The organism is Pseudoalteromonas sp. ESRF-bin5 (assembly GCF_002632075.1).
Classification (GTDB): Bacteria; Pseudomonadota; Gammaproteobacteria; order Enterobacterales; family Alteromonadaceae; genus Pseudoalteromonas; species Pseudoalteromonas marina.
The window spans coordinates 1-26,451 of record NZ_NTLW01000077.1; the positions used below are offsets into that span (position 1 = coordinate 1).

The following is a 26,451-nucleotide window of genomic DNA, read 5'->3' on the forward strand; positions in this document are numbered from 1 at the left end:
TACACGGATAGGCGCGCTGCGCTTAATAACACCTTCAGTCACCATACAACCTGCAATTGCGCCAATTTTTGGTGATTTGAACACGTCACGAACCTGAGCAAGACCAATAATTTCTTGCTTAAATTCTGGTGCAAGCATACCTGACATCGCTTGCTTAACTTCTTCAATTAAGGCGTAAATAACGCTGTAGTAGCGTAAGTCTAGGTTCTCAGAATCAATCACTTTACGTGCAGATGCATCAGCACGAACGTTAAAGCCAACAACAATCGCGTTAGATGCCGCAGCAAGCGTTGCATCTGTTTCTGTGATTCCACCAACGCCAGAACCCACAATCTTCACTTTTACTTCGTCAGTAGAAAGCTTAGTTAGTGAATCAGAAATCGCTTCGATAGAACCTTGAACGTCTGCTTTAAGTACCACGTTAACTTCAGAAACGTCACCTTCAGCCATGTTAGTAAACATGTTTTCAAGTTTCGCTTTTTGCTGGCGTGCTAATTTAACATCACGGAATTTACCTTGACGGTATAATGCAACTTCACGCGCTTTACGCTCGTCTTTAACTACCGTTGCTTCATCACCGGCTGCAGGGATACCAGATAGGCCTAAAATCTCTACTGGAATAGAAGGACCTGCAGACTTGATATCTTTACCGTTCTCATCGCGCATAGCACGAACACGGCCGTACTCAAGACCACATAATACAATGTCACCTTGGTTAAGTGTACCTGACTGAACAAGGATAGACGCTACTGGACCACGGCCTTTATCAAGACGTGATTCAATTACAACACCTGCAGCCATACCTTGACTTGGTGCAGTTAGTTCTAATAGCTCAGATTGCATAAGTACTGCTTCAAGTAGTTCATCAATACCCAAGCCTGTTTTAGCTGAGATATGAACGTACTGCGTGTCGCCGCCCCATTCTTCTGGGATAACGTCAAGCTGTGCTAGCTCGTTCTTAACGCGATCTGGATCTGCGCCTTCTTTATCCATTTTGTTCACAGCAATGATTAAAGGAACACCCGCTGCGCGAGCATGCTGTACCGCTTCTTTAGTCTGTGGCATTACACCATCATCGGCTGCAACTACTAGGATTACAATATCAGTTGCTTTAGCACCACGAGCACGCATTGATGTAAACGCGGCGTGACCCGGAGTATCTAAGAATGTGATCATGTTGCCATTTGTTTCAACATGGTATGCACCAATATGCTGCGTAATACCACCGGCTTCGCCTGAAGCAACTTTTGCTGAACGAATGTAATCAAGCGTTGATGTTTTACCATGGTCAACGTGACCCATTACAGTAACAACTGGCGCACGAGGCTCTGACTTACCATCTTCATGGCGGTCGTTAAGTACTGTTTGCTCTAATTCGTTTTCTTTAACGATGATAACTTTATGGCCCATTTCTTCTGCTACAAGTTGCGCAGTTTCTTGGTCAATAACTTGGTTAATTGTAACCATGTCACCCATTTTCATCATTGTTTTTACAACTTCAGCGCCTTTAACTGCCATGCGTGATGCAAGCTCAGCCACTGTAATTGTTTCGCTAATACGTACTTCATTTTTTACATCAGCTGTTGGTTTTTGGAAACCATGCTGTAATGATGCAGGTGCTTTTAGCTTACCTTTTTTACCCTTAGACGCTGCAAACTTATCTTTTGCTGGCGCTTTTTTCTTTTTCTTAGCACGGCGAGAGCCTTGCTCTTCACGAGCATCAGCTACATCTTCTGCTTCACGTGCGTAAGTTGAAGTCGTAAGGTGGTGATCTGCTGTTTCTTCACGCTTCTTACGCTCTTCTTCTTCTTTCTTCCAACGCGCCGAGTTTTCTTCAGCTAGTTTTCTTGCTTCTTCTGCCTGACGTTTCGCTTCTTCTTCAGCTTTCTTCAATGCGGCCTCTTCTGCTTCTTTTTGCAGACGCTCAGCTTCGATGCGATCTTTCTCAGACTTAGCACTTTGCTCTGGGGTCATCTGCTTTTGTTTCGCTTTACGTTCAGCGTCTGCTTTACGTTTAGCTTCTTCTTTGGCTTTACGATCAGCGTCTTCTTTCGCTTTACGTTCTGCCTCTTGTTTTGCCTTTAACTCAGCTGCAGCTTGTTCAGCTTTTTGCTGCTCTTCAAGACGGGCTTTTTCTTCAGCGGCTAAGCGTTGCTGCTCTTGCTCTTGTTCCATCGCGCTTTTCTTCACGTATGTACGTGTTTTGCGAACTTCAACCTGAACCGCCTTCGCTTTACCTGTAGAGCCAGTCACATTTAATGTGCTTTTGCTCTTACGCTGTAAAGTCATGCGTGCAGGGCCTTCAGAGCCCGTGCCGCCATGTGATTTGCTTAAATGATCAAGTAACGTTGCTTTTTCAGCTTCAGTTACATTATCAGTTGCCTGCTTAGTGATACCCGCTTGCGAAAATTGCTGTAGCAATTTATCAACAGTTGTACCTATATCGCCGGCTAGTTTTTCAACATTTACTTCTGCCATAGTGTGTAATACCTCCGTTAATAAATTACTCGTCTGCAAACCAACAAATGTTTCGTGCAGCCATAATCAGCTCACCTGCTTGTTCAGATGAAAGCTCTGTGATATCGACTAGCTCGTCAATACCTTGCTCAGCCAAGTCTTCAAGTGTTACAACACCTTTACTTGCCATTACAAATGCTAGATGACGCTCTAAGCCTTCAAGCGCAAGTAAGTCTTCAGCTGGCTCTGCGCCTTCTAAGCTTTCTTCCGTTTTAAGTGCTTTAGTTGTTAATGCATCTTTAGCGCGTGAACGTAAAACATCCACCGTTTCTTCGTCAAGACCGTCAATTTCTAAAAACTCAGAGGCTGGCACGTACGCCACTTCTTCAAGTGTTGAGAAACCTTCGTTGATAAGTAAGGTTGCAAACTCATCATCGATATCTAAATTTTCAGTAAATAAGTTAAGTAACTTATCTGATTCCGCTTCATTTTTAGTACGCATCTCGTCAACAGTCATAACGTTTAGTTCCCAACCAGTTAACTGGCTTGCTAAACGAACATTTTGACCATTACGACCAATCGCTTGTGCTAGATTATCGGCTTCTACAGCGATATCCATCGAATGAGTGTCTTCATCTAATACTATTGAAGCAACCTCAGCTGGCGACATTGCATTGATAACAAATTGTGCAGGGTTGTCATCGTAAAGAACGATATCAACACGCTCACCACCAAGTTCAGACGAAACAGCTTGAACACGAGCTCCACGCATACCAACACATGCACCAATTGGATCAATGCGCTTGTCGTTTGACTTAACAGCAATTTTAGCGCGCGAACCTGGATCACGTGCAGCAGCGCGAAGTTCAATCATTTCTTCGCCAATTTCTGGCACCTCAATGCGGAATAATTCCATCAGCATTTCTGGCTTAGAACGCGTTACAAATAACTGTGCGCCGCGTGCTTCTGGCTTAACTTCGTATAAAAGACCACGGATACGGTCGCCTGGACGGAAGTTTTCGCGTGGTAGCATGTCATCACGGTAAATAACTGCTTCAGCGTTGTTGCCTAAATCAAGTACGATTGAATCACGCGTTGCTTTTTTAACAACACCTGTTACTAACTCACCCACTTGGTCTTTATATGCGTCAACAACTAAAGCGCGCTCAGCTTCACGTACTTTTTGTACGATTACTTGTTTAGCCATTTGTGTTGTGATGCGGTCAAATTTGATTGAATCAATTTGCTCTTCAACAAAATCACCTAGCTGTAAGTCAGGCTCTTCAACCTGCGCAGCTTCTAATGTTATTTCGCTGTAAGGATTTTCTAATGAACCATCCTCTAATACTTCAGCAATCTGCCAGCGGCGGAACGTATCGTAATCACCTGTTTTACGGTCAATTGATACACGTACTTCAATTTCACCATCGTGTTTTTTCTTTGTCGCAGTCGCTAATGCGAACTCTAATGCTTCAAAAATCTTTTCTTTTGGAACCGCTTTCTCATTGGAAACGGCTTCAGCAACCAATAATATCTCTTTTGCCATGGGTAATGCCTCGCTTGCCCTATTCCTTCGCACTCGAATTTAAAACTTTGCGATTAAATTCGCACGTTCTATATTACTAAGCATGATCAAATGCTCTACACCATCACTAGATAGTGTGATCATATCGCTGCTAACTGCTATTAAGTCGCCTTTAAAATTTCGACGACCGTCTTGTGGAAGTTTAGTACGCACGCGTACTTCCTCTCCTTGCGCCTGCTCGTAGTGATCTTGTTTGAATAATGGACGATCAACACCAGGAGACGACACTTCCAAATCATATTCATTTGTAATTGGGTCTTCGACATCTAAAATCGCACTAATTTGGCGACTAGCGTCCGCACAGTTATCAACTGAGATCCCATCCTCATGAGCAATATATACTCTTAAGGTAGAATGGCGACCCGCTTGTACAAATTCAAGACCATGTAACTCAAAGCCTAACATTTCTACCGCAGGCGTTAACATGGTTACTAAATCTTGTTCAAGTTTTGTCACGAAAATCCTCCATACAAACAAAAAAAGGGCTTATAGCCCTAAAATACTGAGTTTAAATTTTAATTTAATGACAACCGCCATAAATTAAGAAAGGTGCAGATACAACAACGCCCCGAACCAAGCGGGGCGTCACACCAATAAAGCATAAAACTGTGTGGCCTAGGGCCGAGCTTGGTTGCGAGTCAGTAACTGACCAAATTAAACTACATTAGCTTAAACGCAAAACGCGCATTACATAGAATGCGCGATATAAAATAATAAGTTCTCACTTATTAGTAGAATTGGTTGCGGGAGCCGGATTTGAACCGACGACCTTCGGGTTATGAGCCCGACGAGCTACCAGGCTGCTCCATCCCGCGCCAATAGATATCAAACCTTGATTTAACATCGCTGTTAGCTGTTTTAAAACAGACTAAACAATGGTCGCTATTATAAGGATGTTGGGGATAATTAGCAACCATAATAACCAATAACTTTGGAAATACAGTTCAAATCAGATATAAGGAAATAAAACATTATACCTATTATGGGTATAAACCTATTTTAAACGGCTAACCATTTGCTGTTTAAGCCTAGTAAAATCACAATAATGGAATTAATAACTACTCTCACTTTTATTTAAAAAAACAATAGAACTCAAAAAGTTATCAATGAATTAATACTTTTATATCAAAAAACGTGTAATTTTTGTTACGCGAGCTATAATAATAAAAATAATAAAAATAAGTTTTTAATCTTCTGTGAGGCTCTGATGAATTCACATAAATCTGTTTTATTAAAAAGTATTGGCATCATAAAACCAAACTTTCATGCATTTACCGCGCGTTTTCATAGAAAGCTTGTAGAGTCAGATATTTCGATGAACACGCTAACAGCTGAACAGTTTAACGAAAAAAGTTATATTTTATATTGTACCTTAGAGCGCATAATCAAAAATATTGATAATCCATCATCGGTTGCGCCATTTCTGAGCCATCACTTACAGTTTTTAAAAAAATTAAATATTCAGCAGAGTGATATTAAACCTCTGACTGATATATTTTATGTAACATTAGTTGAGCATTTAGGTCGGTTTTTTAATGAAGAAAGTCATTTAGCATGGCGCAAAGTGCTTACTTACTTTGAACGCTATACGAATGATACGCTGTTTAACGTCTCTAACGTGGTGTGCTTAACCCAACTTTCTAAGCAAAAGCAAAGCAATAATAACTAAGGCGCTTTTAATTGAGCCTACTCATATCAAATTTGATGCTTGATGAGTGTTTATACACTCATTAACGAATATTTAAATAAAGCTCAAATTATACAATTTGTTATTAATATTACAGCGATCGATTAAGCAGACACCCTCGTACAAATTTCATTTTTTTTGGTTTAATCATGGCGACTTACAAAACCTTAAGACTCATTTTAGGCGATCAACTCAATCCTTCTCATTCTTGGTTTAAAGGTAAAGAAGACGATGTTCTCTATCTTGTCGCAGAATTAAAACAAGAAACCAATTACGTTAAACACCATGTGCAAAAGCTTTGTGCTTTTTTTAATGCGATGGAAAACTTTGCAACTGCGTTAAAATCTGCAGGTTTTAATGTATTGCACTTAACCCTAGACGACACACACGAAGATAAACACCTACCCGCACTACTAAATCGTGTTGCTAAGGAATATAACTGCTCCTGCATAGAATACTTATACCCAGACGAATTTAGGTTAAAATCGCAATTAGCTGATTTTGAAAAATCATCCGAAATAAATGTATCAGCATATGACTCAGAGCATTTTTTACTGCCCTTTAGCGAAATTAAAGATCGATTCAAAAAAGATAAGCACGTGACCATGGAGCACTTTTATCGTGCTATGCGTAAACGATATGATTTATTAATGGAGGACGATAAGCCAGCTGGCGGTAAATGGAACTTCGACAGTAATAACCGCAATAAATTCTCTAAGCAAGACTTAAAATCTATCCCAGAGCCTAAATTATTTAAAAACGATGTAAGTCATATCCTCGCTCGTTTAAAAAAACACAACATCGTTTACTTTGGAGAAATTAAAGAAGGAAAACTCGAATGGTCTACGTCACGTAAGCAAGCCAAAGAGTCTCTTGAATACTTTTGTGAGCATTTACTTGTCAATTTTGGTAAGTTTCAGGATGCAATGACAGATCAAAGTAAAGACAATACCAGTCTTTACCATAGCAGGCTCTCTTTTGCCCTAAACACTAAACTTCTTCACCCCTTGTATGTAATCAAACGTGTAATATCTGAATTCGAGCAACGGCCTGACGAGATATCTCTTTCACAAGTTGAAGGGTTTACCAGACAAATACTCGGTTGGCGAGAATACGTTCGTGCTGTTTATTGGGTAAACATGCCCGACTACGCGACTAAAAATCAACTAAAAGCCAATAATAAGCTCCCTCAATATTTTTGGGATGGTAATACAAAAATGAACTGTTTGAGCCACTCATTAAAGCAAAGCTTAGATACTGCCTATGCTCATCATATACAGCGCTTGATGATCATTGGTAACTTTTGTTTACTCAGCGGAATAAACCCTGACGAAGTTGATAACTGGTACTTAGGTGTCTACATAGATGCCATCGAGTGGGTAGAAATGCCCAACACACGTGGAATGAGTCAATTTGCAGACGATGGAATTATTGCAACCAAACCCTATGCTGCAAGTGGTAATTACGTTAATAAAATGAGCGACTACTGCAAAAATTGTCAATACGACGTGAAACAAAAAGTGGGGGATAAAGCTTGCCCACTGAACAGTTTATATTGGCGTTTTATGCAAACACACCGCGAAAAACTAGAGAAAAACCCACGCATAGGCATGGTTTATAGAAATTGGGATAAGCAAAGCGATGAATTACGCGAAGACACACTTAATCAAGCTACACACTACATAAATAACATTGAGTCTTTATGACACAAAAAAACCGCCTCAGGAGAGGCGGCCAAATAATAAGGGAAAAAATGTTGTTAAAACCAGATTAGCTATCTTCTAGTAAGCGTCCTTGGCCAATCTCAATTTTGCGCGGTTTTAATGCTTCAGGTATTTCGCGCTTAAGCTCTATAGTAAGTAAGCCGTTTGCTAAGTCGGCGCCAAGTACTTTAACATGGTCTCCTAGCTGAAACTTTCGCTCGAAATTGCGTTCTGCAATTCCTTGATGAATAAACTTACGTTCTTTGTTTTCATCTTTATTAGCTTTTATACCCGCTACTTTTAATGTGTTATTTTCTGACTCAATGCTTAGCTCGTTGTCGCTAAATCCGGCAACAGCCATAGTGATTTGGTATCTGTCTTGATCGAGTGCTTCAATGTTGTAAGGAGGAAAGCTCGGCTGCTTGTCTGTATTCGCCGCAGCATCCATTAAAGACGCTAAATGATCAAACCCAATGAATGAACGATAAAGTGGTGATAAGTCTACTGTACGCATAATAATATCCTCATATTTAAGCGATATTTTGTTTGCACTTTTCATTTGAACAAGCGCTAACAAATATAAATTAATAATATAAATTTCAATTTTTTAGGTTTAGTTTAGGACCCATCAGGCGTCCTACTAAACTATATATGGACGGTAAAAATGTTTTCAAGTAAATAAATTAAAATATTTAAAAAAATTCCTCATTTTATAAACTAGTGAAATTAGTAACCCATTTTGAGGCATTAAAAAGTCAAATGCTTTTAATGCCTCAAAATGGTTGTTCAGTATTGTAGATTAGCGCTAAGTATTCATCGCTAATTAGTGTGTTAATGTGCCACGAATTGGATAATCGTTTTCGCGAATAAATTCAATGCCAGCCAACAAATCATTTAAATCAGGGCGTGAAAAAGGTGCATTTGATTTATCTAGTATCTGAATTTGATCATGCTCGTTAATTACAAAAATAGCAGGTTCAGCAAATGGGTGATCGGTTTCTTTTTCACTGCGTGGTTCACTAATATACAGGCCTAAATCAGTCATTTGAGCTAATGATAACCCACTATAAAGAGGAAAATTAACGTGTAAATCGTTTAGATGCTCTGTTAATTGTGCGTGACTGTCACCACTAACAGCGGCAATCTCTACCCCTGCATCTTTAAATTTATCATTCATTTTAGCAAGTGCATTAAGTTGTTTAGTACATAATGGACAATGCTTTCCGCGATAGATTACTATCATTTTCCAGGGTAAATCTGTCTGTCGAGCCGACACGTCAGCAAGGTTGTTCTCATTATCTTTAACTTTAAGTGAAGGCATTTTCATTGCTGGTTGTAAATAATTGCTCATGATCTTGATCTCCTTTGCAGTTAAAAAACATATTCTATATGTTCGTCTCAAATATAGAGCTTAGGGTTAAAGTTATAAATTCAACCATTAAAATGTAATCAGGAAATTTCTAACGTAATCAGCAGACCTTATTAGCTAAAGGCCTGATTTGTGTAAAGCAGTGAAACTTTAACATAGGCTTTACTAGCAACTGGGCTTGATACTCAAGCAAACGCTAAAGCTCTGCCTATCAAATAACAGTGGCTGCTTAGCATTTATGTTAGGGTTGGCTTTTAATTATAAATAGGTCAGATAAAATCAATGGCATTAATACGTAGCACGTTAATAAATTTAAGTTTAGCAATACTCGTGTTTTACTTAGCAAGTGCCTACCAAACGCGTAATTTACTTGAAACAAACCATACTCCTGCCCCTTATTTTAACTTGACTATTTTAAATAAAAATAACGAAAGATTTAGTATTGCAGAGCTTGAAGGGAGAACAACCATTGTGTATTTCTTTGCTCCTTGGTGCACAATATGCCGCTACAGCATGCCCAACTTACAAAGCACCTTAATAAACTCAGACATTAATGTAATTGGTATTGCCCTTGATTATAAAAATGAGCAACAAGTTACTCAATTTATTGATGACTTAAACCTAAGTATGCCCATACTTCTTGGTAATCAATATACCCAATCAAATTATAAAGTAAGCGCTTTTCCAACTTACTACGTAATAAATGCAAATTTACAGATAACAGCACACGCAATGGGCTATTCAACCCAATTAGGAATAGCGGCAAGGACGTGGTGAATTATGCCGTTCATGACTCGGCCAAATTAATGTTCATCGCAATAATAGAATGGCACAATCACTTTTTTGCGCTTTATTATATTTTTTAATCATTTAAACTAAATTCAATCAAATAAAGGAGAGCACTATGCTTACAGTAATTTTTGGCCGTGAAGGCTGCCCATTTTGTGTTCGTGCCAAAGATGTTGCAGAGCAACTTGCCAACGAGCGCGATGATTTTAAATTTCGTTACATCGACATCATAAAAGAAGGCATAAGCAAAGCCGATTTAGAAAAGTCAGCAGGTAAACCTTGCCCTACTGTCCCGCAAATTTTTGTTGATCAAAGCCACATTGGCGGTTTTACCGAATTTGAAGCTTATGCAAAAGAAAACCTAGGCTTGTACAAGTAGTCGTGTATTAAATTTGTTAACCAGTTCAATAATCCCACAATTGAACTGGTTAAATTTCAACCAACATCAAGCACATACAAATTAGTTTTAATTTATACAAGCATTTGCCTCGCTAATCCTATATAATGCGCGCCTCTTTAAATTCGTTGAGGCGTATTAATGTCAGAACCAGTCACGTTTGAATCTCTAAATCTTTCTCCTGCAATTTTGAAGGCAGTTGAAGAGTTGGGTTACAAGACACCATCTGAAATCCAAGCTCAATGTATACCGTTATTGCTAGAAAGAAAGGACGTACTGGGACTAGCACAAACGGGTACAGGTAAAACCGCAGCATTTGCACTGCCGTTACTAAACAATATTGACCCGTCTGTGAAACAGCCACAGATCCTTGTACTCACACCTACACGTGAGCTTGCGATCCAAGTTGCTGAGGCATTTGAACAATATGCAAAAGGTACTCGTGGTGTTGAAGTATTAGCACTATACGGTGGCCAAAGCTACAGCATTCAATTAAGCGCACTTCGTCGTGGCGCTCAAATCATTGTTGCTACTCCGGGTCGATTAATCGATCATATAAACCGTGGCACTATCAAGTTTGATGCTCTTCAAGCACTTGTACTTGATGAAGCCGATGAAATGTTACGTATGGGCTTTATCGATGATGTTGAAAACATCATGGAAAAAACACCGCGCGAAAAGCAAACATGTCTTTTCTCTGCGACCATGCCTAAGCAAATTCAAAACATCAGCAGCAAATATATGAATAACCCTGAACAGGTTCATATTTCTGCGCGTAACTCGACAGTATCGTCTGTTGAGCAAGTGTTTTGGAACGCAAGCGTACATAAAAACAAAGCGATTGTTCGCTTTTTAGAAGCTGAGCAATACGAAGGTGCTATTGTTTTCGTACGTACACGTAACGATACCGTTCAACTTGCTGAATTATTAGAGCGCGAAGGTTTCTCTGCAGCTCCGCTTAATGGTGATATGAACCAGCAAGCACGTGAACGCACTGTTGACCGCTTAAAAAGTGGCATGCTGAACGTTGTTATTGCAACTGACGTAGCAGCTCGTGGTCTCGATGTAGACCGTTTAAGCTTAGTTATCAACTACGACATTCCACAAGATTCTGAAGCCTACGTTCACCGTATTGGTCGTACAGGTCGTGCAGGTCGTACTGGTAAAGCAATTTTATTTGTTAAGCATAACGAACGTTACTTACTTAAAAATATCATTCGTCATACTAAGTCTGAAATTGCTCAGGTTGAATTACCAACAGCTAAAGTTGTTGAAGAAAAACGTATTGCTGCGTTACAAGCAAAATTAAGTATTGCGCTTGAAAACAAAGACATTACGTTCTTTAACGAAGTGGCTACTAACATGGCTGAAAAGCTTGACCTTCCTCTTGAAAACTTAGCGGGTGCTTTACTGTGTTTGGCACAGCAACAGTCGCCAATTAAAGTTGAAGAAGTTAAGATTCAACCACGTGAGCGTAACGAACGCAATTCACGTAATGACCGTGGTGATCGCGGACGTCGTAACGAACGTGGTGGTGAACGTTCTGAACGTAAACCGCGCGAGCGTAACAGCCGTGATGCAGGCCCTATGGATACTTACCGTATCGAAGTAGGTCGTGAGCATGGTGTTCAGGTTAAGAATATTGTTGGCGCAATTGCTAACGAAGCTGATATCTCAAGTAAGTTTATTGGTGACATTCGTTTACACGATCAACACAGCACTGTTCAGTTACCACAAAACATGCCTAAAGATGTACTAGATCATTTCCAAAAAGTGTTTATTTGTAAACGCCCAATGGGTATGACAATTACACAAGATCAAGGCCCAGCTGAACCACGTGGCGAACGCCCATCTGGTGATAGAAAACGTAACGATGGCCCACGCGGTGATAAGCGTAGCGGACCTCGTAAAGAACGTCGCCCAGTTAGCTTTACCGCTAAGTAAGCAACAGTTCTTTAATAAAAAAACCTTGGTATGAAAGTGCCAAGGTTTTTTTGTGTCTAAAATTTAAGTAATGGTTCAAGCTGTTCTGCGTAACTCACAACCGCAAACCATGATTATCTTCTAAGCAAGGCGACTATAAACTTCTGTGTAAATCATTCAATTAAAACTAAAAAGCCCCACTACTTTATTAATAGTGAGGCTTTTACTGTATTGTACCGAATGCTCTATGTTAAGGCGCTACTGCTGGATACACGTAACTTGCATCTAACCCTAGCGGAATACCCAATGCCCAATAACCGAGTAGAAACAAGCTCCAGCCAATTAAAAATGCAACCGAGTATGGCAGCATCATCGCTATTAGCGTACCAATTCCCGTACTTTTAACGTACTTTTGACAATAAACCACAACTAATGGGAAGTAAGGCATAAGCGGTGTAATAATATTAGAGCTAGAATCACCAACACGATAAGCCGCTTGCGTTAAATCAGGTGAAATACCCAGTTGCATTAACATAGGTACAAATACCGGCCCTAGTAATGCCCACTTGGCCGAGCTAGAGCCTACAAATAAATTAACAAATGCGGTTAAAAATATAATACCTACCACCGTTACCGAACTTGGAAGTGCCATTGCTTTTAATAACTGCGCCCCTTCGATTGCAAGTAATGCCCCTAAGTTAGATTTGCTAAAGGCAGCAATAAATAACGCACAAAAGAATGCCATAACAATGTAGTAAGCCATACCGCCCATTGCCTTGCTCATGGCATCTATCATATCTTTAGAGCTTTTAAATGTACCTACTGTAAAGCCATATACTGCGCCTGGGATCCAAAATAACAAAAAGATCAACGGCACAATAGATTGCATCAAAGGTGAACGGAAATTAGTTAAGGAGCCATCGCTACTACGCATGGCTGAATCTACCGGCGCAGACACGTAAGCGAGTAAAGCAATGCCTGCAATCATTACGCTGCTTGCTATGAAGAATGCGCGCTTTTCATCGCTACGCGCATCTTCAAAAACAGGTAAGTCTTCACTGTTTCCATCAAGAGGCGTATTTTGTAAACGAGGTTCAATAATCTTATCGGTAATATACCAACCCAGTAATACAATAAACATGCTTGATGCTGATGCAAACGCCCAATTATTTAATGGATTTATCGACATATCAGGATTAATAATATGAGCAGCACTTTGTGTAAAGCTTTGTAGTAGTGGGTCTATTCCAGATGGAATAAAGTTGGCGCCAAAGCCACCACTTACACCGGCAAATGCCGCTGCAATCCCGGCTAATGGGTGCCTTCCTGCTGCATAAAAGATTACGCCAGCTAACGGTATCACAAGCACGTAACCTGCGTCCGTGGCTGTATGGCTTACAATAGCAACTAAAATAATAGACGGTGTTAACAGCTTTTTAGGCGTTACTTTTAACATTAGCTTAAGGCCTGTATTAATAAAGCCTGAGTGCTCAGCGACACCAACACCTAACATAGCAACAAGTACTACGCCTAAAGGAGCAAAGCCGGTAAATGTTTTTACCATTGAAGATAAAAAAGTGGCCAACGAATCGCTTGCAAGCATGTTGTTTATAATAATTGCTTCGCCTGTACGCGGATCAATTGCATCAAAACTTACGCCAGAAAACCACCACGACAAACCCCATATTAATAACATAGCAAATAAAAATATAATTGCTGGATCAGGTAGCTTATTACCAACCCGCTCAACTACATTCAAGAAGCGCGCAACAACTCCTGAAGGTAAAGCATCTTGATTATTACTCATTGTATTTCGCTCATTAAAATTTATTTAAGTAACAATATCGCATTAATACGCAACAGTAAATTAACGTAAAAAGCTATTTTAGGAACGTTAAATAAAAAAAGCACGATTACCATAGATAATCGTGCTTTTTTTGTTCATTTGGTTACTAAGCGAGCGCTTTAACTTCTTCCCATAAGCGAACAACTAGTGCCTTGTCTTCTTCGTTAAGTTCTCCGTTACGGTACGCTTTTACAAGACTTTGCTCTACTGTTTCGTTTAACTGATCAATACTGATAGCAAGTTGCTCAACTTCAGCATAGCCTACAGCAAGATCAAAATGACCGCGTAAGTAGCCGCCTGCAAATAATTCGTCATCCGTTGCTTTGATAACTAAATCATCATAATACTGTTGAGCCGCGTCAATATAGTTTACTAAGGTCACTTGTTTATCTCCTGATTTTGTATAGCACCCGTTTCATCTTGGTATTGGTGCCCTACTGCATACATAATATGGTCGTTAAATCCGGTGGTTACTTTTATGTAACCTGTTAATTCGTCGTCTAGTTCGTTGTCGCCTGTATCGCAAATTAACGGGCGGTTATTCAATGCCTGTAGCTTGGTTTTTGTTGCAACAACAATAATATTCTCTTTGCCAATAGCGCGGATAAGCGCAGGGCTTAGCTGCTGATTTCCACGACCAAAAATATGACCCTGCCCACCAATTAAAGTGATCACAAGTTTGGTCTTTTTCTTGTGGGTAAGTTCAAGTAAGTCGGCGGCTGTTAGGTCTTGGCCTACAAGTGTTTGATCTTTTATTAAATCAACACCCAACAAAGTATTTTCAAGGCCCATTTCTTCCATTATAGCTTCGACTGTTGAACCACTACCCATAATGTAAAGTGTGTCCTCGTCCATTTCGCTCACAACGTAAGCAGCTATATCTGAAAGTACTAATTCGTCTGTTTCTTTACCGCCATTTTTTACAGCTTGCACATAACGTACTTCACTGGGTATTTGCATTTCGCCAAAGCGTTTAGCTTTTACTGTACCCTTCCTAAATGCGTCTTCGTCAATATCCATTACATCGGCATCAGCTAACGTCACTAACTCGCCTTTTACGAGCATTTCAACAACTCGCCCGGCAGCTTTTGGTGTAATGGCATATACGCCAGAGTGGATTTTACAGCCAGCAGGAATGCCAAGCACTGGGACAGTATCTTCAATGGCATGGCAAATATTACGTGCGGTGCCATCGCCACCTGCAAATAGAACTAAATCTACATCGGCATTTTTTAACACCTGTGCGGCACTCTCGGTATCATCTGGCGTTGTTACTGCGTCTGTGTTGTATACAACTTCAACATTAAAACCTAAAGCTTTTGCTGTTTGTTCGCCCATTTCGCCATTTACGGTATAAATAACAAGCTGCTCTTTATACGGTAACAGTATTTCTAGTGCGGCTTTAGTACGGCTATTTGCTTTAGGTTGTGCACCTAGCTCAATCGCTTTTGCTGCGGTTTGCGCCCCATCGCTTCCCTTGAGGGCGACACTTCCGCCTAATCCTGCTACAGGGTTTATAATTAAACCTAATTTAAACTGCATCACAAAACTCCTGAGGGTGTTGCCAATCAAACTGATTTGCAGTCATTGGCCATGGTGTGTGATAAAAACGAGTAAGTGCGATTAATAATGATTGAGTTCGTGCATTAAAACCACTTTCAATCAACGTAAGCACGCGCTGGTGAACCCGCTTTTGAAAATCAAAACGACATGTTTGCTCACCATTTAAATTATCTACCGATACATTAAAGGGAAAACCCGCTGCGGTGCTTAATAGCCATTCAATGGCTTGTGGCTTGACTTCTACACTTTCGAACTCAGCCTGCTGGTGTTTATCGCGGCCATCGGGGCAATACCAATAGCCGTAATCTTCTTGTTGTCGACGATCAATGCCCGCAACCAGCCAATGGGCTATTTCATGCAAGGCACTGGCATAAAAACCATGTGCAAACACAATTTGATGATAAGGAATGTCTTGTGTTGCGGGAAGGTACACGGGCTCACAATCACCTTTGATCAGCCTTGTATTATGGCTTTGGTAAAATGTGTTTTCGAAAATAGAAATAAGATCAGCGATTTGATGCATATAATACGACTAATTCGTCTCGGTTAAAGCGCCTTTTGGCGCACTAAAAACGAGACGAATTGTACGGGCTTTTATAGCTAAAGTAAAAGTCGCTTACTGACCTATATTTATAAATCAACCCCGGCTTCATCTGCATCAACAATATCGGTTTCTTGCAGTGCTTGAGTTATCCAGCTTTGTATTACAGGGCATGCTAATACATGTTGGCAATAACTATTAGCGGCTTTAGACAAGGTTACCTGATAAGTTTTCAATCGCAGTACAATGGGGGCATACATTGCATCAACAATACTAAAATCGCCAAACATCCACTGGTTTGGGTAAATTTCTTGCTGTTTAGCAAATATGTCGTCGATGCGGGCGATGTCTTTTTTAGCATCATCTGAAAGTATAATTTTTCGCTTTGCCCTTATATTCATTGGCATTTCACTTCTAAGCGCCATAAAGCCTGAGTGCATTTCAGCGCTTAAAGCTCGTGCAGTTGCACGCTGCGTTACGTATTTAGGCCAGGCAACTTGCGAAAGGTACGCATCGTTAATGTATTCACAAATAGCAAGTGAGTCCCAAACGTGTAAATCACCATCAATTAATGCGGGTACCTTTTGAACTGTAAAATGTTTTTTTAACTCGCTGTAAAAGTCTGGGGTATCGAGTACAAGCTGAATTTCATCAAACTCCAATTCAAATTTGCTCATTAAGTACCATGCGCGCAATGACCAGCTTGAGTAGTTTTTATTGCCGATAAATAATTCCATTACCTATTCCTTGTTAAAAACGAACTTCTCAACTGTACATTAATTAACCGCGAAATAAATACTAAAAATTACCCGTTACTGTTTTTATTTAGTTGCTTAGTAATATGCTTTTTAAGTATGTGTGTATTTCGGGTATTAGCTTTAAAAAACGCATCAAATATATCGCCAAAAAGAGGGATTGATCCGATAAAAAAATCTATCAGCATATTAATAATTATCCGCAGTTTAACATGCCAGCTAATACCTAACTTTTGAGCCTCAAATAATACGTAACTAGATAAAATAAGCCCTATCACATCCCCTACAACGGGCACAAAACCAATCACCGCCTCAATACCAAACCTAAAGTTTGTGAAAGGAAAACGAATACTACTGTCGGTTAATTGGCTAAAACGTGCAAGGCGCGCAAGGGTTGCTTTTTGTTTAGCGTATTTACTGTGTGTTTGAATTGAATTCTGCATAATTTACCTCTATGGAAAATTATATAACGGTAAAGTTGAACTGCGCCTTAAACTACATTAACTATTTTACATAAACAAAAAGCGCGAAAAACGCGCTTTTATAGTGACTAAATTCAAACCATTATACAGAGCCGTTAATAGGCCCGTGTTCGTGGTTTACATGCGGGTTTTGCCCGCGCTGGCGCAGTAAATGGTCCATTAATGTAATAGCCATCATAGCCTCAGCAATAGGTATTGCTCGAATGCCCACACACGGATCGTGACGACCTTTGGTGATCATCTCAACCGCTTCATTGCTTGTATTAATGCTCTTACCAGGGATAGTAATACTTGACGTCGGTTTTAACGCAATAGACGCTACTATGTCTTGCCCTGTAGAGATACCTGCAAGCACACCACCAGCATGGTTAGATGTAAAACCCTCAGGTGTTAGTTCATCACGATGCTCTGAGCCTTTTTGTTCAACAACGTCAAAGCCATCGCCAATTTCTACACCTTTAACGGCATTAATGCTCATTAATGAATGCGCAATTTCAGCATCTAACCTATCAAAGACAGGCTCACCTAACCCTACAGGTACATTGCTTGCCACTACCTTAACTTTAGCGCCTACTGAGTCACCTTGTTTTTTTAGGTCACGCATATATTCATCGAGCGCTTCTAGCTTGCTTACATCAGGAAAAAAGAACAAGTTGTTTTCAACTTCATCCCAATCGTAACTTTCTGCTTTAATAGGACCTAGTTGGCTTAAGCATGCTTTTACTTCAATACCATGAAATTGCTTTAAATATTTTTTAGCAATGGCGCCAGCTGCTACGCGTATTGCGGTTTCACGTGCAGACGAGCGGCCACCTCCGCGATAATCACGAAGGCCATATTTGTGCCAATAGCTGTAATCACCATGGCCTGGGCGAAACACGTCTTTAATTTTGCCGTAATCTTGTGAACGTTGATCGGTATTTTCGATTAATAAACCAATACTTGTACCCGTTGTTTTACCTTCAAAAACGCCTGCTAATATTTTTATTTGATCGCTCTCGCGGCGCTGCGTGGTATATCGGCTTTGGCCTGGTTTGCGGCGATCTAAATCTATTTGTAAGTCGGCCTCTGTTAATTCAAGACCTGCGGGAGTACCGTCAACAACGCCGCCTAAAGCAACGCCATGGCTCTCTCCAAAAGTGGACACTTTAAATAACTGTCCAATGCTATTACCTGCCATTAACTTTCCTCATTCCTAATGACGACCATTAGCTGGGCTAATATGCCCAGCCATGTATTCAATTACGTTTAAGTTAGCTCATATTAACCTAAAGCAAATCGTGTTATTTTGAAAAATACTCATCTAGCTGTTTTTTGCTAATAACAAATACGCCTAAACCACCTTGCTCAAACTCAATCCATTCAAATGGCGCATCTGGATATAAAGCATCCATATGTACCATAGAGTTCCCCACTTCTACAAATAACAAACCGTTATCGGTTAGATGATTGCTGGCTTCGCTTAAAATAGTTCGCGTTACATCAAGACCATCGTGCCCTGATGCAAGGCCTAGCTCTGGCTCATGGTGAAATTCGCGCGGTAAGTCTGCCATGTCTTCAGCATCCACATACGGTGGATTAGCCACGATTAAGTCGTATTTTTGGCCTTCTACGCCGCTAAATACATCTGATTGTATAGGCATTACTCGATCACTTAACATATAATCATTAATGTTAATATCAGTTACTTCAAGCGCTTCATACGAAATATCCACAGCGTCTACTTGCGCTTGCTCAAATGCTTGTGCAAGTGCGATGGCTATACAGCCCGACCCTGTACATAAATCTAAAATACGATTTACCGAGTTTGGCTCAACAAGCCAAGGCGTAAACCGATTGCTAATAAGTTCAGCAAATGGTGAACGAGGAATTAGTACACGTTCATCTACGTAAAACGGCATGCTTGCAAACCATGCAATGTTAGTTAAATAAGGGACTGGAGTGCAGTCGTTTATACGCTCAGCAATAAGACTCGCTAGTCGGTTTTTTTCTGTACTTGTTAAACGCGCATGCATTAATTCTTTTGGTGCATCAACGGGTAAGCTAAGCGCTGGTAAAAGCAGGCTCACAGCTTCATCCCACGCGTTATCTGTTCCGTGTCCAAAAAATATACTACTACTTGCAAATTGGCTTGTAGTCCAACGTAACCAGTCATGTAAAGTTGACAGTTCTGCAACAGCTTCTTCGAGTGTTGCTTCTTCAATTTGTAAATCGCTCATATATTTTTACCTGTATTAGCTTACTGACTGTTTTGAGTCTTTAAGACGATTGCATTGCCTATATTGGCTTAGCAAATTACAATTGCCTCTCATTTAAGTATTGTACCGCCTTTTGCGCTGCGTTTTTACGTTTTTTTGTTTAGGTAATTGTTATGAAAAAAGACTCTCCATCACCATCGTCCCTAAGCAATGACGACATAGACTTATTTCGCCAAACGATCACAGGCGCTAAAGTATTTAAACAAGATACTCATCGTTTTGATACAAAGCCTAAGGTGTCACAAGCAAAGCAATTTGCCCAGCAAAAAAAGCAGGCTCAATCTGAATTTTATTTCTCAGATGAATATATTCCCGATATAGACACCCACGGTACTGTCCATTATGTAAAAGAGGGGCACGACACTTATTTACCCAAGCAATTACGACGAGGCGACTTTGCACCTGATTTAACGCTTGATTTGCATGGATTAAACAAAGAAATTGCTAAAGATGAATTAGCAGGACTCATTCACGAATGTAAAAAACAACATTATTATTGTGCGTGTGTTGTGCACGGAATTGGTGGTGGCATACTTAAACATAAAATTCCTCAGTACCTAGTTCAGCACCCAGACGTAATTGCAATGCATCAAGCGCCACTTGAATACGGTGGTAAAGGCGCGGTACTTATTTTGATAAACTTACCACAAAGCGATGAATTTAGACGCTAACCCAACATATTACTAGGAAGTAATTACGTGCATATTGTTTCTATTATTTTTCCACTTATATTCATTGTCGCATTGGGTTATTGCTGTTGCCGGCTTTCTTTTTTTAACAAACAGCACATTACAGGGCTGAGTAAATTTACTTTTTACATAAGTTTGCCGGCTTTTTTATTATTGAATATGTCGCAAATAGACTTAAAGCAAAGCATTAGTCTTTCTGCATTTTTAAGTTTTTATATCCCGGTGTTGTGTATTTTTGGATTAGGTATTTTAGTCGACCGATTTTATTTGAATAAAAATAATAGTAAAAATTACCAAAAACACGGCGTATTTGGCCTTGCGGCTAGTTACTCAAACATGGTGTTGGTAGGTATTCCTATCATTATTGCATCGCTGGGCAAAGAGAAAATAGCCATTGCTTTTATGATCATCACCTTCCACAGCACTTTATTATTTGCACTGACCTATTTAATTGGGGCAAAGGGCAATAGCAGTTCGTTCTCGTGGTCACAGTTTGGCAAAAGCATGGTGCTTAACCCTATTGTTTTAAGTATTGGTTGCGGCTTAATCATTAACGTTTCGGGCATTGTATTATTTAAAAACTTAACGGACAGTTTGGCATTATTAGCAACCCCTGCAATAGCCTGTGCGCTATTTGTATTGGGCGCAAACCTAGCGTTTTATAAAATAGCAGCAAACTGGCAACCTGCTTTAATTGCCTCGATTTTAAAAATTATTATATTGCCGGCAGGCGTACTATTTATTGGGTCATATATATTTAAGCTCGACCCGCAAATACTAACCGTACTAGTTTTATTAAGTGCCTCACCTGTTGGCGTAAACGCCTATTTAATAGCGAGTCAAATTAAACAACATGAAGCAACGCTTGCAGGAGCGGTGGTGCTATCTACTATTTTAAGTGTAGTGAGTTTAACGTTTTGGTTAGCGGTTTTACTTTAATTTATAAGCCACCAGCTACATCAATAAAAGTGCCTGTAGTAAATGAAGCAGAATGTGAGGCTAAAAAGTATATTGCAGCAGCCACTTCTTCAGGTTGCCCACCCCTACGCAGAGGAAGGTTACTTTTAAGCCGTTCTACCCTGCCCCTCTTCACCACCATCTGTGTGCATATCAGTGTAAATAAGGCCAGGCCTAACACAATTAACGCGCACGCCTTTACAAGCAACCTCTTTAGCGAGACCCATGGTTAATGTATCAATAGCGCCCTTTGTCGCTGCATAATCAATGTATTCATTAGGTGAACCTGTTTTAGCCGCTACCGATGACACATTAATAATACTGCTACCGGGTAACATACGCTTTATGGCTTCTCGGCTACATATAAATGTACTGGTAATGTTTGTAGTGAGTAATTCGTTAATTCGCTTTGCGTCCATGTTTAGCAGGGGCATTTGAGGCTTAAGCACACCGGCATTATTTACAAGCACGTCGAGCCGACCAAATACTTTATCTATACGTGAAAATAAATCGTTAACATCGATCTCTTGAGATACATCGGCCCTAACTGGTTCGGCTCGTACACCATAACTTCATACTCTATCGGCAACGTATTCTGCTTAAGTTAAATGGGTCTTATAGTTAATACATACATCATATCCGTGGCGCGCAAAATAAACAGCGGTGGCTGCCCCTATACCTCGGCTAGAGCCGGTTATGAGTACCACCCGCGCTTTGTTCATACAAAATTAGTCCTTTAGCGCTGCCACTACCGAAATTTCGACCAATAGCGCATCGCGCGCCATTTTGGCTTCTACACAAGCGCGTGCCGGTGCATAACCTTCTGGTACCCATGCATCCCACACAGCATTCATATCGGCAAAATACTCCATACTTTTTACATAAATTGTTGCGCTTAACATATGCTTTTTTGAGCTACCTGCCTCATCTAGCAATGCTTCTACTTTATCGAGCATGGTTTGCGTTTGCTCTTTAATTCCCTTTCAGCATCAGCGCATACCTGTCCACACAAATACACAGTGCCGTTGTGCTTTACAATGCGGCTCATTCGCGCACCGGTTTGAAGACGTTCAATGGTCATATTAGTCTCTTAATTTATAAATCGGCAGGAGCGTTTATATTTATATATTCGCTACGATTCGTATTTTCATTGTAATGAATGACAGCCACAGCGCCTGTATTAAATATAGGCATGTTTCCTGGGCAAAGTTGATCAACCAAATAGCTCACTATTGGCATATGCGCTACAATTAACCAGCTATTACACTCGGGGTGCATTTGGATGAGTGTTTCAAGGTAATCAGCTGCAACATGCGGTTTGCCTTCCGGGGTAATATCGGCACACGTTTCGCTATATTTAAACGTGATGCTTTCAGCGACCCCGTTTGCTGTTTGTTGAGCTCGTATGTAAGGGCTAACTAACAATGCATCCGGTTTTTGCGTATTGGCAAGCCACTGCCCCATTTTTTTTGCTTCTAAATGACCCACTTGGGTTAAATTTCTTGCCGCATCATCGGCCTGCATAGGTGCAGCTTCGCCGTGGCGCATTATTAAGATTGTTTTCATAAAAAATCAACCGATTAAAGAATATAAACAGTAGCCAGTTTGCTCACTTGTCAGCTATATTAACAACATAAACTTATTTTTTCTAAAATAGTTCTTTCACGACATTCAGGTAAATCTTTTAGCACACCCTTGCTGCCCTGAAGTTATCCTCTGTTGTTATCAAGTAAACGTTTAGTTTCAGGAGCACCATTTGAATATCAGCCGCAATGATAATAGAGCATACCGCGCCCTTACACTGGACAATGGTCTAAAAGTATTGCTTGTGCAAGATAAAGATTCAACAAAGGCTGCAGCATCAATGGCTGTAAATGCGGGCCACTTTGACGATCCTGCTGACAGGCAAGGTCTTGCTCACTTTTTAGAGCACATGCTTTTTTTAGGCACAGACCAATTTCCAGACTCTGGAAGCTTTAATAATTTTGTTTCTCAATCAGGCGGAAACACAAATGCATGGACCGGTACAGAACACAGCTGCTACTTTTTTGATATAAACAATCAAGAGTTTGAACACGCATTATTACAATTTAGCCGCTTTTTTATTGCCCCTCTGTTAAGTGCTAATGAAACAGAAAAAGAACGTAATGCCATTGATGCAGAATTTAAATTAAAAATTAAGGACGATGCCCGTCGCATTTATCAGGCCCATAAAGAAACGGTTAACCCTGCACATCCTTTCGCTAAGTTTTCTGTTGGTAACCTGCAAACACTCGCAGACAGAGAGCGCTGCATTAGCGACGAACTTTGTGACTTTTTTAATGAGCATTACCAAGCACAATGGATGACATTAGTTGTATGTGCAAACGAAAAGCTAGACACTCTTCAAACCTGGGTAAAAGCTCACTTTAGCCAAATTTTAGGAAATAAAGCATCTGTAAAGCCTGAGATCAGCGAGCCACTTTATCGAAAACAAGACCTAGGGAAAATTTTACACATAGAGCCACACAAACACATGCAAAAACTAATCGTTAGTTTTGCCATGCCTAATATTGATGACTTTTACCGACATAAAACCGTCAGTTTTATTGCACATTTACTCGGTTATGAAGGACAAGGCTCACTGTATTCTATTTTAAAAGAGCAAGGTTGGATAAATGCCCTTTCGGCGGGAGGGGGCATTAACGGCAGTAACTTTAAAGATTTTAATGTCAGCATGGCGCTTACCGATGAGGGTATAGAATATTTTGAAGATATTATCGAAATGCTTTTTGAGTACATATGTTTAATTAATGCCAACACAGAAAAGCTGCCCCGCTTATATCAAGACAAAAAAAATCTTTTACAAATTGCGTTTGATAACCAAGAAAAATCACGACTTATTGATTGGGTAAGTAGTTTGAGCATCAATATGCAGCATTATGACGAATGCAACTATGTACAAGGTGACTACCTAATGGAAGGCTTTAATAAAGCAACGCACGAAATGGCGATGCAATGGTTAAAACCTAACAATATGCGTATTGTACTCATTCACCCTGACGTAGAACCCGAGCATAAAACTGCGTGGTACAACACACCCTATAAAGTAGAAAAAGTATCACCTAGTTGGCTTGATGCCCTTAGTGATATCAATAAACCACTTAAAGATATGTACCTACCCACTGCAAACCCATATCTCACTAAAGAGGTTGAGCTTTTCGAAATAGAAAAGCCCCAAGAGCAACCCACACTTTTAGTAAAAGAACCGGGGTTTGATTTTTGGTTTAAACAAGACAGCACATTTAGAGTAGCGAAAGGTCATTTTTATTTAGCTATGGACTCTGACTTTGCGGTAAAAGACGTAAAGCACATGGCGCTAACACGCTTATTTACCGATTTATTTATGGATAGTGTTGGCGAGCAGTTTTACCCAGCAGAACTGGCTGGTTTAAGTTATCATTTAACCTCCCACCAAGGGGGACTTACACTACATACTGCAGGGTTATCATCGAGCCAATTAGAACTCGTCGATGAACTTTTAGATGCGTTATTTAATGTAGATATATGTGCAAAGCGCTTTGCCGAGTATAAAAAACAACTTGTTAGGCATTGGCGTAACAGCAACCAAAACAAACCTGTTAGTGAGTTGTTTAGTATTTTAGGTGCAAAACTAATGCCTTGGAATCCACAGCCTAACGATTTAGCAGACGCTTTAAAAGCAACAAGCTTCCAGCAATTTAATGAATTTAGACAAGACTTTTTTAAGGCGTTACATGTAGAGTCTTTTTTACATGGTAACTGGCAAGAAAATCATGCTTTAGAATTTCAAAAAAAGGTGGCTGCACATTTGCAGAATGCCACAACTATCGACGATTTAAGACGCCCTTTATTTGAAATAAAAAAAGCAACACGTTATGAAATTGAGTTACCGTGTAACGATCATGCCATGGTTGTGTATTACCAGGCACAAACCAATGACGTGAACGAAAAAGTTAAAATGATGGCGTTAAATCATTTAATGAACCAAGACTACTTTAACGAGTTGCGCACAACACAACAATTAGGTTATTTGGTTGGTGCGGGTTACGCGCCTTTTAACACCCGGGCAGGCATTGCTTTTTATATACAGTCCCCTAAATTTGACTCAAAAACCTTGCTACATCGCCATACTCACTTTGTGAATCAATATTTAAGTAATATCAATGAGCTAGACGAGTATAGCTGGCAGCAACAAAAGCATGGTTTAAAAACGCATATTGCAGAAAAAGACAAAAACTTACGTTTGCGCTCACAACGATTATGGCTTGCTATAGGTAATAGAGATCATAATTTTGATATGCAAAAACGATTACTTTGTGCACTGAACATGCTGACTCTACAAGAAATTAAAGATTATGCTCTGGTACTTTTTGATGAAGATAGGCCAAGATACGAGCTTTTAAGTAACGCTAAAGTTAATAAATCTCAAAAAACAGCGGTTTACTCGCATTCTCTTTGACTCTTGAATGTGCTTGTTTTAAATTGTCATTAGTAAATTAGTAGTAATAAAAAATGATAATAAAAACAATAAAACTAAACCTATTCGCTGTATTACTTGCTTACTCGTTTGATACTTACGCCTTTGAGTCTTCATTTAAATACAATTCAGACACTCTGCTGTTATTATCGAGCGCTATTATTGCGCTCGCTTTGCCATACCTATTATTTGTTATATACAAGCTTAGGCGCTCTCGTCGCCAACTTCGCCTCTCTGAAAAACGTTTAAAAAGTACCGTTGAGGGCAGTGGTGACACCTTGTGGGATTGGAATATAAAAACAGGCGAAGTTATTCGTATTAACGATAAATACATGATGAACTCCCCCACTATTATGGGTTTCCCACCAAATAAAGGACTTATACACCCACAAGATATTCCTCATGTTGAGCATCTACTAAAAAAACATTTTGCAGAGCAAAGCGTTTTTTTTGAGGCCACATACCGGGTCAAAGATACATTTGGCAAGTGGCATTGGGTGCTTGACCGCGGCAAGGTTATCGAAAAAGATGCAAATCTAGCCCCGCTCAGAATGACAGGCACTGTTCGCGATATTTCACAGTTAAAATCAACCGAAGAACGATTAAATCTGTTTGCTAAATGTGTTGAGTCGTTTACTGATGCGCTGGCAATTTACGATAAGAACTTTAAATTAGTCGATATAAATCCCAGTTTTTTAACGTTATTTGGTGGTATGCGCGAACAATACCTAAATAAAGATTTTAATTTGCCTGGATACGATACAAGTTACGTTGAAAACATTATCGATGTAGTGCGCCAAACTGAGCATATTCAGCAAGAAATTAAACTGCGCAATAATGAGCGTGTATTGCTGCCAATAGAAATATCAATTGATGAAATTAAAAACGAGCAAAACCAAATTACTAACTACGTGGTTGTTTATTCCGATTTAACAGAGCGAAAAAAAGCAGA

At 39.9% G+C, this 26,451-nt stretch carries 23 protein-coding genes, 1 tRNA gene and 2 pseudogenes; 9 read left to right on the forward strand and 17 right to left on the reverse strand.

Going from position 1 to position 26,451, the window contains the following annotated elements:
• The 4 genes from infB to BCG07_RS03365 form a co-directional block, all read right to left on the reverse strand.
• On the reverse strand, positions 1–2,478 hold a 2,478-nt coding region (gene infB / locus BCG07_RS03350; RefSeq protein WP_286888659.1), incomplete at its 3' end, for a translation initiation factor IF-2.
• 25 nt (positions 2,479–2,503) lie between these two features.
• Complete coding sequence (gene nusA, locus BCG07_RS03355; RefSeq protein WP_006793372.1) at positions 2,504–4,003, reverse strand: transcription termination factor NusA; 1,500 nt, start codon at positions 4,001–4,003, stop codon at positions 2,504–2,506.
• A gap of 39 nt (positions 4,004–4,042) precedes the next feature.
• On the reverse strand, positions 4,043–4,498 hold the full coding sequence (gene rimP / locus BCG07_RS03360; protein ID WP_006793371.1) for a ribosome maturation factor RimP: 456 nt from the start codon (positions 4,496–4,498) through the stop codon (positions 4,043–4,045).
• A 282-nt stretch (positions 4,499–4,780) separates the two neighbouring features.
• A tRNA-Met gene (locus tag BCG07_RS03365) sits at positions 4,781–4,857 on the reverse strand.
• Between the two features lie 392 nt (positions 4,858–5,249).
• Between BCG07_RS03365 and BCG07_RS03370 the strand changes: the two genes are divergently transcribed.
• Both BCG07_RS03370 and BCG07_RS03375 read left to right on the forward strand, forming a co-directional pair.
• Positions 5,250–5,711: a globin gene (locus BCG07_RS03370; protein ID WP_008128088.1), complete on the forward strand. Its 462-nt coding sequence runs from the start codon at positions 5,250–5,252 to the stop codon at positions 5,709–5,711.
• A 167-nt stretch (positions 5,712–5,878) separates the two neighbouring features.
• Positions 5,879–7,435, forward strand: a complete 1,557-nt coding sequence (locus BCG07_RS03375) for a cryptochrome/photolyase family protein (RefSeq protein WP_243533058.1) — start codon at positions 5,879–5,881, stop codon at positions 7,433–7,435.
• Positions 7,436–7,499: 64 nt separating this feature from the next.
• Here BCG07_RS03375 and BCG07_RS03380 read toward each other — a convergent pair whose 3' ends face one another.
• On the reverse strand, positions 7,500–7,946 hold the full coding sequence (locus BCG07_RS03380) for an Hsp20 family protein (protein WP_010555978.1): 447 nt from the start codon (positions 7,944–7,946) through the stop codon (positions 7,500–7,502).
• Between the two features lie 309 nt (positions 7,947–8,255).
• Positions 8,256–8,783: a redoxin family protein gene (locus BCG07_RS03385; protein ID WP_039036640.1), complete on the reverse strand. Its 528-nt coding sequence runs from the start codon at positions 8,781–8,783 to the stop codon at positions 8,256–8,258.
• Between the two features lie 300 nt (positions 8,784–9,083).
• Between BCG07_RS03385 and BCG07_RS03390 the strand changes: the two genes are divergently transcribed.
• The 3 genes from BCG07_RS03390 (at position 9,084) to BCG07_RS03400 (ending at position 11,931) form a co-directional block, all read left to right on the forward strand.
• Positions 9,084–9,578 carry a TlpA family protein disulfide reductase gene (locus tag BCG07_RS03390; RefSeq protein ID WP_243533056.1) on the forward strand — a complete coding sequence of 165 codons (495 nt, stop codon included), beginning with the start codon at positions 9,084–9,086 and terminating at the stop codon, positions 9,576–9,578.
• Positions 9,579–9,705: 127 nt separating this feature from the next.
• Entirely contained in the window at positions 9,706–9,969 is a 264-nt protein-coding gene (locus BCG07_RS03395; RefSeq protein ID WP_010555975.1) for a GrxA family glutaredoxin, read from the forward strand.
• Between the two features lie 159 nt (positions 9,970–10,128).
• Positions 10,129–11,931 carry a DEAD/DEAH box helicase gene (locus BCG07_RS03400; RefSeq protein WP_006793364.1) on the forward strand — a complete coding sequence of 601 codons (1,803 nt, stop codon included), beginning with the start codon at positions 10,129–10,131 and terminating at the stop codon, positions 11,929–11,931.
• Between the two features lie 229 nt (positions 11,932–12,160).
• Here the strand turns inward: BCG07_RS03400 and BCG07_RS03405 are convergent, their stop codons facing one another.
• The 8 genes from BCG07_RS03405 to prmB all read right to left on the reverse strand — a co-directional run bounded on the left by BCG07_RS03405 (position 12,161) and on the right by prmB (position 19,316).
• Entirely contained in the window at positions 12,161–13,717 is a 1,557-nt protein-coding gene (locus BCG07_RS03405) for an AbgT family transporter (RefSeq protein WP_006793363.1), read from the reverse strand.
• Between the two features lie 145 nt (positions 13,718–13,862).
• The gene (locus BCG07_RS03410) at positions 13,863–14,138 is read right to left on the reverse strand and encodes a YfcL family protein (RefSeq protein ID WP_243533054.1); all 276 of its coding nucleotides are present in this window, start codon (positions 14,136–14,138) and stop codon (positions 13,863–13,865) included.
• Positions 14,135–15,298, reverse strand: a complete 1,164-nt coding sequence (locus BCG07_RS03415; protein WP_010555974.1) for an ATP-NAD kinase family protein — start codon at positions 15,296–15,298, stop codon at positions 14,135–14,137. Before BCG07_RS03415 ends, BCG07_RS03410 begins: the two co-directional genes overlap by 4 nt.
• Positions 15,288–15,842 carry an elongation factor P hydroxylase gene (locus BCG07_RS03420; protein WP_243533052.1) on the reverse strand — a complete coding sequence of 185 codons (555 nt, stop codon included), beginning with the start codon at positions 15,840–15,842 and terminating at the stop codon, positions 15,288–15,290. Before BCG07_RS03420 ends, BCG07_RS03415 begins: the two co-directional genes overlap by 11 nt.
• A gap of 107 nt (positions 15,843–15,949) precedes the next feature.
• Positions 15,950–16,597 carry a glutathione S-transferase family protein gene (locus tag BCG07_RS03425; RefSeq protein ID WP_286888670.1) on the reverse strand — a complete coding sequence of 216 codons (648 nt, stop codon included), beginning with the start codon at positions 16,595–16,597 and terminating at the stop codon, positions 15,950–15,952.
• 68 nt (positions 16,598–16,665) lie between these two features.
• Positions 16,666–17,058: a DUF4112 domain-containing protein gene (locus BCG07_RS03430; protein ID WP_010555972.1), complete on the reverse strand. Its 393-nt coding sequence runs from the start codon at positions 17,056–17,058 to the stop codon at positions 16,666–16,668.
• A 121-nt stretch (positions 17,059–17,179) separates the two neighbouring features.
• Positions 17,180–18,277, reverse strand: a complete 1,098-nt coding sequence (gene aroC / locus BCG07_RS03435) for a chorismate synthase (RefSeq protein WP_006793355.1) — start codon at positions 18,275–18,277, stop codon at positions 17,180–17,182.
• Positions 18,278–18,380: 103 nt separating this feature from the next.
• Positions 18,381–19,316 carry a 50S ribosomal protein L3 N(5)-glutamine methyltransferase gene (gene prmB / locus BCG07_RS03440; protein WP_243533048.1) on the reverse strand — a complete coding sequence of 312 codons (936 nt, stop codon included), beginning with the start codon at positions 19,314–19,316 and terminating at the stop codon, positions 18,381–18,383.
• Positions 19,317–19,468: 152 nt separating this feature from the next.
• Here prmB and smrB point away from each other — a divergent pair, with 152 nt between their 5' ends.
• Together smrB and BCG07_RS03450 are read left to right on the forward strand one after the other, a co-directional pair.
• The gene (gene smrB / locus BCG07_RS03445) at positions 19,469–20,026 is read left to right on the forward strand and encodes an endonuclease SmrB (protein ID WP_006793353.1); all 558 of its coding nucleotides are present in this window, start codon (positions 19,469–19,471) and stop codon (positions 20,024–20,026) included.
• A 27-nt stretch (positions 20,027–20,053) separates the two neighbouring features.
• The gene (locus BCG07_RS03450; RefSeq protein WP_243533046.1) at positions 20,054–20,983 is read left to right on the forward strand and encodes an AEC family transporter; all 930 of its coding nucleotides are present in this window, start codon (positions 20,054–20,056) and stop codon (positions 20,981–20,983) included.
• Between the two features lies 1 nt (position 20,984).
• Here the strand turns inward: BCG07_RS03450 and BCG07_RS03455 are convergent.
• The 3 genes and pseudogenes from BCG07_RS03455 to sixA all read right to left on the reverse strand — a co-directional run bounded on the left by BCG07_RS03455 (position 20,985) and on the right by sixA (position 22,567).
• Positions 20,985–21,723: pseudogene (locus BCG07_RS03455) on the reverse strand (SDR family oxidoreductase).
• 6 nt (positions 21,724–21,729) lie between these two features.
• Positions 21,730–22,082, reverse strand: a pseudogene (locus BCG07_RS03460) (RidA family protein).
• Positions 22,083–22,096: 14 nt separating this feature from the next.
• A complete protein-coding gene (gene sixA / locus BCG07_RS03465; RefSeq protein ID WP_008126942.1) occupies positions 22,097–22,567 on the reverse strand; it encodes a phosphohistidine phosphatase SixA in 471 nt (156 codons plus the stop codon).
• A 190-nt stretch (positions 22,568–22,757) separates the two neighbouring features.
• On the opposite strand from sixA, the gene BCG07_RS03470 reads away from it, so the two are divergent.
• The gene (locus BCG07_RS03470; protein WP_243533043.1) at positions 22,758–25,481 is read left to right on the forward strand and encodes an insulinase family protein; all 2,724 of its coding nucleotides are present in this window, start codon (positions 22,758–22,760) and stop codon (positions 25,479–25,481) included.
• A 53-nt stretch (positions 25,482–25,534) separates the two neighbouring features.
• Positions 25,535–26,451, forward strand: a 917-nt coding sequence (locus BCG07_RS03475; protein ID WP_286888676.1) for a PAS domain-containing protein, incomplete at its 3' end; no start/stop codon positions are given.

Coding starts and splice junctions, on each gene's coding strand:
- BCG07_RS03400 (WP_006793364.1), top strand. CDS start 10,129: ATGTCAGAACCAGTCACGTTTGAATCTCTAAATCTTTCTCCTGCAATT.
- BCG07_RS03385 (WP_039036640.1), bottom strand. CDS start 8,783: ATGAGCAATTATTTACAACCAGCAATGAAAATGCCTTCACTTAAAGTT.
- BCG07_RS03395 (WP_010555975.1), top strand. CDS start 9,706: ATGCTTACAGTAATTTTTGGCCGTGAAGGCTGCCCATTTTGTGTTCGT.
- BCG07_RS03430 (WP_010555972.1), bottom strand. CDS start 17,058: ATGCAGAATTCAATTCAAACACACAGTAAATACGCTAAACAAAAAGCA.
- BCG07_RS03415 (WP_010555974.1), bottom strand. CDS start 15,298: ATGCAGTTTAAATTAGGTTTAATTATAAACCCTGTAGCAGGATTAGGC.
- BCG07_RS03425 (WP_286888670.1), bottom strand. CDS start 16,597: ATGGAATTATTTATCGGCAATAAAAACTACTCAAGCTGGTCATTGCGC.
- BCG07_RS03380 (WP_010555978.1), bottom strand. CDS start 7,946: ATGCGTACAGTAGACTTATCACCACTTTATCGTTCATTCATTGGGTTT.
- smrB (WP_006793353.1), top strand. CDS start 19,469: ATGAAAAAAGACTCTCCATCACCATCGTCCCTAAGCAATGACGACATA.
- BCG07_RS03390 (WP_243533056.1), top strand. CDS start 9,084: ATGGCATTAATACGTAGCACGTTAATAAATTTAAGTTTAGCAATACTC.
- sixA (WP_008126942.1), bottom strand. CDS start 22,567: ATGAAAACAATCTTAATAATGCGCCACGGCGAAGCTGCACCTATGCAG.
- nusA (WP_006793372.1), bottom strand. CDS start 4,003: ATGGCAAAAGAGATATTATTGGTTGCTGAAGCCGTTTCCAATGAGAAA.
- BCG07_RS03420 (WP_243533052.1), bottom strand. CDS start 15,842: ATGCATCAAATCGCTGATCTTATTTCTATTTTCGAAAACACATTTTAC.
- prmB (WP_243533048.1), bottom strand. CDS start 19,316: ATGAGCGATTTACAAATTGAAGAAGCAACACTCGAAGAAGCTGTTGCA.
- BCG07_RS03405 (WP_006793363.1), bottom strand. CDS start 13,717: ATGAGTAATAATCAAGATGCTTTACCTTCAGGAGTTGTTGCGCGCTTC.
- aroC (WP_006793355.1), bottom strand. CDS start 18,277: ATGGCAGGTAATAGCATTGGACAGTTATTTAAAGTGTCCACTTTTGGA.
- BCG07_RS03375 (WP_243533058.1), top strand. CDS start 5,879: ATGGCGACTTACAAAACCTTAAGACTCATTTTAGGCGATCAACTCAAT.
- BCG07_RS03370 (WP_008128088.1), top strand. CDS start 5,250: ATGAATTCACATAAATCTGTTTTATTAAAAAGTATTGGCATCATAAAA.